Below are 10,731 nucleotides of genomic sequence, written 5' to 3'. Positions count from 1 at the left end.
CAGGGGGGACCCTGTGGGAGAGTAGGACGCCGCCGAACAATTTTTCAGCTCCGGTCCCTGAACCTCTGGTTCAGGGACCGGAGCTTTTTTGCGTTCACTGCCTGCCGTCCACGGGTGATTGCCGCGATAGTCCACGAGCAACACATTGAATGAATACATGCCCCGCTCCACATGGTGCGGGGCATCCTGCGTTAAATGAGCTTCAGGCACGAGTGCGGGGTGCCTGGTGGGTGCCCAGTGGCCTTCGCCAGTGAGTGGTGCGGGCCCTTTCCGGTGGGGGCGGACGACGCGTTGGTCCTGTTGCCTGGGGTCCGTCCTCGACTCGCGTGATTTCATCGGCCCGTACCGCGTGTGACGCCTGGCTGCCTACCTCCGGGCTGGTCGGCTTCTGGGCGGCCGGCCACGTTTCGTATGCCTCACATACAACGGCCCGGCAGAAAGCCCGGCCGTTCTACAGTCGGCCGGAGGCCTTGAGGGAGAGGTATGCGTCTGCCAGGTCCGGGGCGAGGCGGGACGGAGTGGAGTCGATGACTGTGACGCCGTGGTGGCGCAGGCGGTCCGCGGTACGGCGGCGGGCCGCGCGTGTCTGTTCGGCGGCGGCTGCGGCGTACACGGCCTGGGGCGTGTGACGGGCGGCGGCCATTTCTTCCGTACGAGGGTCGGCCACCGCGGCGACGATGACCTCGTTGCGCTGGGTGAGGCCGGGGAGGACGGGCAGCAGGCCTTCCTCGACCGGGGCCGTGTCCAGGCCGGTGAACAGGATGATCAGGGAGCGGCGCGGTGTGCTGCGGTGGAGCGCGGCGGCCAGGCCGCGGGCGTCCGCCTCGACGAGTTCCGGTTCGAGGGGCGCGAGGGCATCGGTCAGCGCGGGCAGGAGGTCTCCGGCCGCGCGGCCTTGGACGGACGCGCGTACCCGGCGGTCGTAGGCCAGGAGGTCGACGCGGTCACCGGCGCGGGACGCCAGGGCGGCCAGTAGCAGGGCCGCGTCCATGGAGGCGTCCAGGCGCGGCGTGTCGCCGACCCGGCCGGCCGAGGTGCGGCCGGTTTCGAGGGCCAGGAGAATGCGTCGGTCGCGCTCCGGACGCCAGGTGCGTACGGCTACGGACTGGCGGCGGGCGGTGGCGCGCCAGTCGATGGAGCGGGTGTCGTCGCCGGGGGTGTAGTCGCGGAGGCTGTCGAACTCGGTGCCTTCGCCGCGGGTGAGGATGCTGGTGCGGCCGTCGAGTTCGCGTAGCCGGGCCAGCTTGCCGGGCAGGTGCTTGCGGCTGGTGAAGGGCGGCAGGGCGCGGATGGTCCACGGCACGTGGTGGCTGCCCTGGCGGGCCGCGAGGCCGAGGGGGCCGTAGGAGCGGACCGTGACGCGGACGGCGTGGTGGTCGCCGCGGCGGGTGGGGCGGAGCGTGGTCATGATGCGGCGGCGCTCGGCAGCGGGGATGCGGACGCGGTGGCGGGACGCCGGGGCATCGGTGCCGGGGGCGAACGAGCTGGGGGGCCAGGCGTCGCGGAGCTGAGCGCGCAGCGGGCGCCGGCCCGGATTGGTGATGGCCAGGTGCGTGGAGGCTTCCTGGCCGAGTCGAACGGATGTGTCACCGGTTCGGGTGAACTGGAGCTTCCGCACTGGCGCGGCGAGTGCCAGGTCGCACAAAATTGCTAGCAGCAGGGCGAGTTGGACGGTGAGGATGCCAGACCAGCTCGGCATGAGGAGGCCGACGAAGAGGGCTCCGAGGGCGGAGATGAGGGCGGTGCGTCCGGTCAGGGCCACGGCTCGGTCTCAGCGGGGGACGGGAAGGTGGGCGAGGACGGAGTTGATGACGGAGTCGGCGGTGACTCCTTCCATCTCGGCTTCCGGGCGGAGTTGGACGCGGTGCCGGAGTGTGGGCAGGGCCAGGGTTTTCACGTCGTCGGGGATGACGTAGTCGCGGCCGGTGAGCCAGGCCCAGGCCCGGGAGGTGGAGAGCAGGGCGGTGGCGCCTCGGGGTGAGACGCCGAGGGAGAGCGAGGGGGATTCGCGCGTGGCACGGCAGATATCGACGATGTAACCGGTGACCTCGGGGGAGACGGTGGTCTTGGCCACCGCGGCCCGGGCCGCTTCGAGATCGGCGGGGCCTGCGACGGGCTTCAGGCCCGCCGCGTCGAGATCGCGCGGACTGAAGCCCTGGGCGTGCCGGGTGAGGATGTCGACCTCGTCCTGGCGGGCGGGCAGCGGGACCGTCAGCTTCAGCAGGAACCGGTCGAGCTGGGCCTCGGGCAGCGGATAGGTGCCTTCGTACTCGACGGGGTTCTGTGTGGCGGCGACCAGGAAGGGCTCGGGGAGGGGGCGCGGCGTTCCGTCGACGGTGACCTGACGCTCCTCCATGGCTTCGAGCAGGGAAGCCTGCGTCTTGGGCGGGGTGCGGTTGATCTCGTCGGCGAGCAGCAGGTTGGTGAATACCGGGCCGGGCTGGAAGGAGAACTGCGCACTGCGTGAGTCGTAGACGAGCGAGCCGGTGACGTCGCTCGGCATCAGATCGGGGGTGAACTGAACGCGCTTGGTGTCGAGTTCCAGGGTTGCCGAGAGCGCGCGGACGAGCAGGGTCTTGGCGACACCGGGGACGCCTTCGAGCAGGACGTGCCCGCGGCAGAGCAGCGCGACGACGAGGCCGGTGACGGCCGGGTCCTGGCCTACGACGGCCTTGGCGATTTCGGTGCGTACGGCCTCCAGTGAGGCTCGGGCGCTGTCATCTGTCGGGGTGCTCACGGGGGGGCGTGCCTCTCTGGGGACAGGATCGAACGTTCCAGCTTGTCGAGTTGGTCGGCCAGGACCACCAGGGCCTTGTCGTCGGCGGGCGCGGGGCCGAACAACAGGGGGTGCAAGGCGGTGCCGGTCTCCGCGTTCGCGGGCAGTCGCGCGGAGACCGCCGGAAGAAGGATGTCGGGGGTGTGGGCGTGCGTGGGCGGCACGCCGGTGAGCGGTGCGAGCCGGGTGCGGGCGGCGGCCCGTAGGACGTCGGCGGCCCGGTCGCGGGCGCCTGCCTGCTGGTAGAGGCGGGCATGCCCCTCCGTCGTCTCGGCGGCGGGGACGGTGACCGGGAGGCGCTCGGGGACGAGCGGGCCGAGCCGGCGGGCCCGCCAGAAGCCGGCGACGGCGGCGGCGACGAGGAGCTGGAGCAGCGCCCAGCGCCAGCCGGAGGGGATGAGGTCGAAGAAGCTGCGTCGGCCGTCCTGCGTGGACGAGGGGTCGCTGACGGAGGGGAGGTACCAGACCAGATGCTTGTGCGAACCGAGCAGGTGCAGGGCGAGCGAGGCGTTGCCGCGCTCGGCGAGGCGGTGGTTGTAGAGGATGTCCGGGGCGCCGAGGAGGACGGTGTCGCCGCCGGCCGTGGCGGGCAGGCGCAGCAGGGTGGCCTCGCCGTCGCTGGGGTAGCAGCGGTCGGCGGCGCGGGCAGATGTCGAGTAGCGCAGACCGCCGAGTTCGGCGTCACCCGCGGCACGCGCGGCGGGCAGGGCACACCTCGGGGACAACGGCTCCACGTCGGCGGGCGTCCCGGCCTTGGTCCCGGGCGCGAAGACGTCCAGGGCGGCCGGGCCCGGCGTGAGCAGGATGGTACGGCCTGCGGCGCGGCCGGTGGCCCGGTGGAGAGTGTCCAGTTGGCGGCGGGTCAGCAGGTCCGGGTCGGCGACCAGGACGGTGGTGTCCGGGCCGGCTGCGGCGGCGGCCTCCTCCGTGGTGGTCACGACTCGGGTGTCGACGCCGCGGTCGGCGAGGAGCGCGGCGACCGCGCCGCTGCCGTAGCGGTCCACCGACCGGGGGTCGAGGCGGCCGTGCTGGTCCCCGGAGCGCAGGACCGCCAGGCCGACGCCGCCCAGCACGAGGACGAGGAGCCCGGCGAGCAGACCGCGCGAGCGGGTCCACAGGCGGCGCGTGGTCGGTGTGAGCGAAGTGGTGCCGGTCGTGGTGGCGCTCATGTGCCGCTCCTGTGGGGAGCGGTGACCAGGTGGGGTTTGCTGTGCCGCAGGTTGGTGTCGAGGGCGCTCAGAGCGGCGTACTCCTGTGCGGTGCCCGGGCGGCCGCCGTATGTGACGTCGTCGAAGGTGCGGGCGGCGGCATGCAGGCGCTCGGAGTGGGCGGGCAGGACCCGGCCCGCTTCCGAGGCGGCTTCGTCGGCGGTGCGGCCCGGGCCCGGCGTGAGCAGCGCGCGTTCCTCCAGGGCGAGGACGATGGCCCGCATCCGTTCCTGGACGGCTTCGGTCCAGCGGTTTTCGGTCGCGTGCCGTTCGGCGGCGACGCGGTGTTCGGCGGCCGTACAGGGGCGGCCGCCGAAGAGCGCGCCGCCCCCGGAAGCAGGCGTGCGGCGCAGGGCGCCCAGCCGGAGCCGGAGGGCGACGGCGAGGAGGAGGACCACGAGGACGATGGCGAGGAGGCCGGTCCAGCCGCCCGGCGTGGCACCGGCAGCGGCTTCGAAGAGATCACCGATGCGGTCCCAGAACCAGTCCAGGGCACGCTGGAGCAGATTCGGGTCGTTCTGGTGGTACCGCGGATCGGCGAGTTCGCGCTCGGCCGCCTCACGGGCGGGCACCCGCGGAACCCGCACCGGTCCGTCGTCGCCGGAGCCCGACAGCAGATGCGCGAGCACGGCAGTCCTCCCCGCCACCGTCACCGCATCAGCTTCCCGGGGTGCTGCCGGACGGTCCCTGGCCGGTGGTGTCCGGGCCGGGGCCGTGCGGACCGGGAGCCTGCGGCCCGGGGGCGTCCGCGCCGTACCCGGGCAGTCCGGCGGCGCGGGCGAGTTCGAGGTCGAGGGCCTCGCGGCGGATCCGCTGGTCCATGTAGAGGAGCGCCGTGACGCCCGCGCTGATGGGGTACGTGACCGCGGAAGAGATCACGGTGCCGACGGCCAGCACGATCAGGAACGTCCAACTGGTCTCGGTACCACCGTTGGTCCAGGCCGTGAAGCTCTCGCCGCCGAGGAGGACGGCGACGAGGGTGGCCGGCACCTGGACGATCATCTGTACGACGGCGATCAGCAGGTACGTGAGGAGCTGGATGCCCAGGACCCGCCACCACGCACCGCGCACCAGTTTGGCGGAGCGCCGCATGGAGGCGATGACGCCCTGCTTCTCCAGCATCAGCGCCGGGGCGGCGAGGCTGAAGCGGATCCACAGCCAGACGCCCACGACGGCGGCGCCCACACCGCCGAGCAGCACGAGCAGCGCGCCGGGGGCGGCCTGGCCGGTGGCCGCGACGATGATGCCGGGCACCGTGCCCACACAGATGACGGCCGAGACCATGAGGGGCAGCAGGATCAGCAGGCCGAGCAGTCGCGGCAGTCGGCCCCGGGCGTCCCGCCAGGCCTCGCCGGCCGTCACCGAGCGTCCCAGGACGGCCCGGCTGACGACGATGGTGAGCATCGCGGTGATGACGATCGTGCTGAGCAGCCCGACCAGCGAGCTGATGGCACTGCCCGCGAGAGTGGTGCCGACCGCGTCCATCGCTTCGCTCAGGGTGGCGTCGGGATTGTTCTCCAACGCGGACAGGTCACCGGCGTTGCGGAACCACAGCCCGGTGGCGATCGTGTTCGCGGTCTGCGCGACGACCGCCACGATCAGGGAGATGCCGAGGACGGTGCGCCAGTGGGCGCGCATCGTGGACACCGCGCCGTCGAGGATCTCGCCGACGCCGAGCGGGCGGAGCGGGATCACGCCCGGCTTGGCCGCGGGCGGCGGTGCCCAGGGGGCGCTCCAGCCCGGTTGTCCTCCCCACCCCGGCTGTCCGCCCCGGCCAGGCTGCTGACCGCGCCATCCGCCTTGACCGCCGGTGCCGCCGTGCGGACCGGTCCCGCCGCGGCCGGAGCCGCCGGTGGGCGCGGACCACTGTCCGGCGGGGGGCTGTTCCTTGGACCACTGCGGGGGGACCGAGGAGTCACCGGTCGGCGCGGTGCCGGCCGGGCCCGTGGGTTCCGTGGGGCCGGCCGCGTCGGCAGGAGCGTCCGAGTCGGCGGGTCCCGTGGCGTCGGGCTGGTCCTGCGCGGCGCGGTCCGGCTCGTCGGAAGGGGAGGATCCGGGCGAGGCCCAGCCCGGAGAGTTGTTCATCGTCGCTCCTTCATGCTTCCCGCCCGTTCGAACGGCCGGGGTGCGGCGTCCGCAGTGCCTGTCATCGTGTCATGGCGCGGGGTCCTACGTCCCCGGGCCCTTGTCCGGGTGAGCGCCCTTGCACGAGGGAACCCTTCTGCTCGGCCCGCTGTCGACGGCAGACTGGGCGGATGGCCGATCGCTACGAGAAGTCCGAGGCGGGCGCCGACGCTCCCGTGGTTCCGTCACTGCGTTGGGAGGAGCTTCCCGAGGGGCCCGTACTGGTTCTCCTCGATCAGACACGGCTGCCGTCCGAAGAAGTCGAACTGGTGTGCACGGACGTTCCGGCTCTGGTGCAGGCGATTCGAACGCTGGCTGTGCGCGGCGCTCCGCTGCTGGGCATCGCCGGGGCGTACGGAGTCGCCCTGGCCGCCTCGCGGGGGTTCGACGTGGCCGACGCAGCCGACACTCTGGCGCACGCCCGCCCGACGGCGGTCAATCTTGAGTACGGCGTCCGGAGGGCGGCCGGCGCCTACCGTGACGCGGTCGAGCGCGGGGCCGACCCTGAGCGGGCCGCCGCCGCGGCGCTGGCCGAGGCCCGCGCGGTCCACGAGGAGGACGCCGCAGCCAGTTCCCGGATGGCCGCGCACGGGCTGGCGCTGCTGGGCGAGCTGGCGCCCGGCGGAGGGCACCGCATCCTCACCCACTGCAACACCGGCGCGCTGGTCTCCGGGGGCGAGGGCACCGCCCTGGCGGTGGCGCTGGCGGCGCACCGGGCCGGTGAGCTGCGGCGGCTGTGGGTCGACGAGACGCGGCCGCTGCTGCAGGGCGCCCGGCTGACCGCGTACGAGGCAGCGCGTACGGGCATGCCGTACACGGTGCTCGCGGACGGGGCGGCCGGGTCGCTCTTCGCGGCGGGCGAGGTGGACGCCGTACTGATCGGCGCGGACCGGATCACGGCGGACGGCTCGGTCGCCAACAAGGTGGGCAGCTACCCGCTGGCCGTACTGGCCCGGTACCACCACGTGCCGTTCGTAGTGGTGGCGCCGACCAGCACGGTGGACCTGGACACGGCGGACGGCGCGCTCATAGAGGTGGAGCAGCGGCCCGGGCACGAGGTGACGGAAATCGCGTTGCCGTTCGTGCCCGGTGCCGGGGCGGAGGCCGGCACCGGCGTGCCGGTGGCTCCGCTGGGTGCGCTGGCCTACAACCCCGCCTTCGACGTGACGCCGGCGGAGCTGGTGACGGCCGTCGTCACGGAGGCCGGAGTGATCTCGCCGGTCACTCCGGGCGGCCTGGCGGAACTGTGTTCCACATCACGATTGGGTAAGTCACGATCAGGTAATGGGATGATGGCCGAATGAAGGGACGCGTCCTGGTCGTCGACGACGACACCGCACTGGCAGAGATGCTCGGTATCGTGCTGCGCGGCGAAGGCTTTGAACCGTCGTTCGTCTCGGACGGGGACAAGGCGCTCGCCGCCTTCCGGGAGACCAAGCCGGACCTCGTGCTGCTCGACCTCATGCTGCCCGGGAGGGACGGCATAGAGGTGTGCCGGCTCATCCGTGCCGAGTCCGGTGTGCCGATCGTCATGCTGACCGCGAAGAGTGACACGGTCGACGTGGTGGTCGGCCTGGAGTCGGGGGCGGACGACTACATCGTCAAGCCGTTCAAGCCCAAGGAGCTGGTGGCCCGTATCCGGGCACGGCTGCGCCGCTCGGAGGAGCCGACGCCCGAGCAACTGGCCATCGGTGACCTGGTCATCGACGTGGCCGGGCACTCGGTCAAGCGCAGTGGCCAGTCGATAGCGCTGACACCGCTGGAGTTCGACCTGCTGGTGGCGCTGGCCCGCAAGCCGTGGCAGGTGTTCACGCGCGAGGTGCTGCTCGAACAGGTCTGGGGCTACCGGCACGCCGCCGACACCCGGCTGGTCAACGTCCATGTGCAGCGGCTGCGCTCCAAGGTCGAGAAGGACCCGGAGCGCCCGGAGATCGTGGTGACCGTGCGTGGCGTCGGCTATAAGGCCGGGCCCAACTGACATGTCCCGGGACGGTTCGACCCCGGAGAGCGAGCGGGGGCGGGCCGTCCGCCCGGTGGGTGATATGTCCCTTTCTGGTCGATTGTTGGGTCGGCTGACCAGGCGGGCGGCCGACCGGTCGCCCGACCGCCCGGCGACCGGCCGGGACAGCGGCCCCGAAGGCCCCGCCCAGGACGAGCACACCGCGCGCGCCGATAGCACCCAGGCCGGCAGCGGCGATGCCGGCGCCCGTGACCGCGGCGCGAGTGCCGCCGAACGGCCCGTCGGCGAAACAGCACGCCCCCTTACCCGCCCCGTGCGGGCCGACCGGCCGGGAGACCGGCTCCGGGGCATGCCCGCGCGCCTGCTGCCCGACGGGGCCACGGCCGGCCCCGTCCACCCGATGCTGCGGCTCTTCGGCCGCTGGATACGCCGCCCACTGCTGCCCGCGCTGCGCCTGTGGCGCCGCAACATCCAGCTCCGCGTGGTCGCCACGACCCTGCTGATGTCGCTGGGTGTGGTGCTGCTGCTCGGCGTCGTCGTCATCGGGCAGGTCCGCAACGGGCTGCTGGAGGCCAAACGGCAGGCGGCGCAGAGCCAGGCGGCCGGCGGATTCGCGGTGGCCCAGAAACTGGCCGACGGCACCACCGACAGCCGCGGTGACGACCCCGTACGCTCCGGCAGCCGCAGCTCGCAGGACTCCGCGACCTGGCTGACCAGCCTGGTCGAACAGCTCGCCAGCGGCGGGCAGGGCGTCTTCTCCGTGGTGGCGCTCAGCTCGGGATCGGCCGTCGAGGAACCGTTCGGGGACAGCAGCCCGGACACCCGCGGACCGCGCGCCTCCGGGGACATCGATCCCGAGCGGAGCGTGCCCGCCGAGATGCGCGAGATGCTCGACACCAAGACCGGCACCTTCCGCCAGTCCACGCAGATCAAGCGCGTCGGGTCGGAAGAGAGCGAGCCGGCGATCATCATCGGCAAGCGGCTCAACGACGTCAACAGCAACCCGTACCAGCTCTACTACCTCTTCCCGTTCAGCCAGGAGGAGAAGTCGCTGAGCCTGGTGAAGGGCACCCTGGCGACGGCCGGCGTGTTCGTGGTCGTGCTGCTCGGCGCCATCGCCTGGCTCGTGGTGCGGCAGGTCGTCACGCCCGTACGCATGGCGGCGGGCATCTCCGAACGGCTGGCCGCCGGGCTCCTCCAGGAACGCATGAAGGTCACCGGCGAGGACGACATCGCCCGCCTCGGGGAATCCTTCAACAAGATGGCGCAGAACCTCCAGGTCAAGATTCAGCAACTGGAGGAGCTGTCCCGGATGCAGCGGCGGTTCGTCTCCGACGTGTCGCACGAACTGCGCACACCGCTGACGACCGTACGGATGGCCGCCGACGTCATTCACGACGCGCGCGAGGACTTCGATCCGGTGACGGCGCGCTCCGCCGAACTGCTGCGCGGACAGCTCGACCGCTTCGAGTCGCTGCTCGCCGAACTGCTGGAGATCAGCCGTTTCGACGCGGGCGCGGCCGCCCTGGAGGCCGAGCCGATCGACCTGCGGGACGTGGTGCACCGGGTCATCGAGGGCGCCGAGCCGCTGGCGGAGCGCAAGGGCAGCCGGATCGTGGTGCGCGGCGCCGAACAGCCGGTGATCGCCGAGGCGGACACCCGCCGGGTGGAGCGGGTGCTGCGCAACCTCGTCGTCAACGCGGTGGAGCACGGCGAGGGCCGGGACGTCGTGGTGCGGCTGGCCGCGGCCGGCGGCCGCAACGGCGGCGCGGTCGCCGTCGCCGTACGCGACTACGGCGTCGGCCTCAAGCCGGGCGAGGCGGCCCGGGTATTCAACCGCTTCTGGCGCGCGGACCCGGCACGGGCCCGGACGACCGGCGGTACGGGGCTGGGCCTGTCGATCGCGGTCGAGGACGCGCGGCTGCACGGCGGCTGGCTCCAGGCGTGGGGCGAGCCGGGCGGCGGATCGCAGTTCCGGCTGACGCTGCCGCGTACGGCGGGAGAGGCGCTGCGCGGCTCGCCGATCCCGCTCGAACCGGAGGATTCCCGGCGCAACCGGGAGGCGGCCGGCTCGGCGCTGCCGAGCGGCGCGGCGGCGGTGCGGCAGACGGCTGCCATTCCGGCCCGGCAGCGGCTGGCGGAACCGTGGCCCCTGGAGCCGTCCTCCCCGGAACGTACGCCGGCGCGTACTCCTGCGCAGCGGCCGCCGGAGGGGCGTACGGAGGCGCGGACGGATGTCCGTACGGCTGTTCGCGCGGATGGTGTTGGAGCGGTGGAGGACGGCGCGGGCCGGAACGGGGGCGCCGACGGGGGCGCGCGCGGGAACGGCGTACGCGGTGAAGCAGCGCGCGGGCACGATGGCGCGACGTCGGACCACAGGAGCGGGGGCGGCCCGAAGCGGAAGGACGCGGGCAGCGAGGGCGCTGAGCGGGAGGACGAGGTTCGTGGGCGCTGAGACGGGTGCTGAAACGAGCGCTGATACGGGTGCTGGAGCCGGCGTGCGCGCGGGCGCTGAGACGGGCGCGAGCGCGGGTTCTGAGGCGAGTGCCGGGGCCCGGGACGGTGCGCGGCCGGGGGCTGACGTGCATACTGCCGGGCATGGCGGGCGGCGCGCCGGAGCGGTGAGCGCCGGCGTACGCGTCGGTGGTGGGGCGCGGGTGCGG

Annotated in this window: 8 protein-coding genes; 3 read left to right on the top strand and 5 right to left on the bottom strand. The window is 73.0% G+C overall.

The annotated features are described in order from the left end of the window. Nucleotides 1-451: 451 nt before the first annotated feature. The 5 genes from ACH4EB_RS21435 to ACH4EB_RS21415 are packed head-to-tail and all read right to left on the bottom strand — an operon-like array spanning nucleotide 452 to nucleotide 6,069. Nucleotides 452-1,762 (bottom strand): DUF58 domain-containing protein, encoded by a 1,311-nt coding sequence (locus ACH4EB_RS21435; RefSeq protein ID WP_398349124.1) that lies wholly within the window; start codon nucleotides 1,760-1,762, stop codon nucleotides 452-454. A 9-nt stretch (nucleotides 1,763-1,771) separates the two neighbouring features. Then, entirely contained in the window at nucleotides 1,772-2,737 is a 966-nt protein-coding gene (locus ACH4EB_RS21430; protein ID WP_398349123.1) for an AAA family ATPase, read from the bottom strand. Continuing rightward, complete coding sequence (locus tag ACH4EB_RS21425; RefSeq protein ID WP_398349122.1) at nucleotides 2,734-3,945, bottom strand: DUF4350 domain-containing protein; 1,212 nt, start codon at nucleotides 3,943-3,945, stop codon at nucleotides 2,734-2,736. Before ACH4EB_RS21425 ends, ACH4EB_RS21430 begins: the two co-directional genes overlap by 4 nt. Next, the gene (locus tag ACH4EB_RS21420) at nucleotides 3,942-4,613 is read right to left on the bottom strand and encodes a DUF4129 domain-containing protein (protein WP_398349121.1); all 672 of its coding nucleotides are present in this window, start codon (nucleotides 4,611-4,613) and stop codon (nucleotides 3,942-3,944) included. Before ACH4EB_RS21420 ends, ACH4EB_RS21425 begins: the two co-directional genes overlap by 4 nt. Before the next feature lie 28 nt (nucleotides 4,614-4,641). Then, a complete protein-coding gene (locus ACH4EB_RS21415) occupies nucleotides 4,642-6,069 on the bottom strand; it encodes a hypothetical protein (RefSeq protein ID WP_398349120.1) in 1,428 nt (475 codons plus the stop codon). 170 nt (nucleotides 6,070-6,239) lie between these two features. Here ACH4EB_RS21415 and mtnA point away from each other — a divergent pair, with 170 nt between their 5' ends. The 3 genes from mtnA to mtrB all read left to right on the top strand — a co-directional run bounded on the left by mtnA (nucleotide 6,240) and on the right by mtrB (nucleotide 10,523). Next, on the top strand, nucleotides 6,240-7,412 hold the full coding sequence (gene mtnA, locus ACH4EB_RS21410) for an S-methyl-5-thioribose-1-phosphate isomerase (protein WP_398349119.1): 1,173 nt from the start codon (nucleotides 6,240-6,242) through the stop codon (nucleotides 7,410-7,412). After that, nucleotides 7,409-8,086 carry a two-component system response regulator MtrA gene (mtrA, locus tag ACH4EB_RS21405; protein ID WP_398349118.1) on the top strand — a complete coding sequence of 226 codons (678 nt, stop codon included), beginning with the start codon at nucleotides 7,409-7,411 and terminating at the stop codon, nucleotides 8,084-8,086. Before mtnA ends, mtrA begins: the two co-directional genes overlap by 4 nt. 331 nt (nucleotides 8,087-8,417) lie before the next feature. Continuing rightward, nucleotides 8,418-10,523, top strand: coding sequence for an MtrAB system histidine kinase MtrB (gene mtrB, locus ACH4EB_RS21400; RefSeq protein ID WP_398349117.1), 2,106 nt, complete (start codon nucleotides 8,418-8,420; stop codon nucleotides 10,521-10,523). The last annotated feature ends 208 nt before the right edge of the window (nucleotides 10,524-10,731 follow it).

Origin of the sequence: Streptomyces sp. NPDC018045 (assembly GCF_044327445.1) — a bacterium.
Lineage (GTDB): Bacteria > Actinomycetota > Actinomycetes > Streptomycetales > Streptomycetaceae > Streptomyces.
This window is presented reverse-complemented; position numbering and strand designations above follow the sequence as displayed.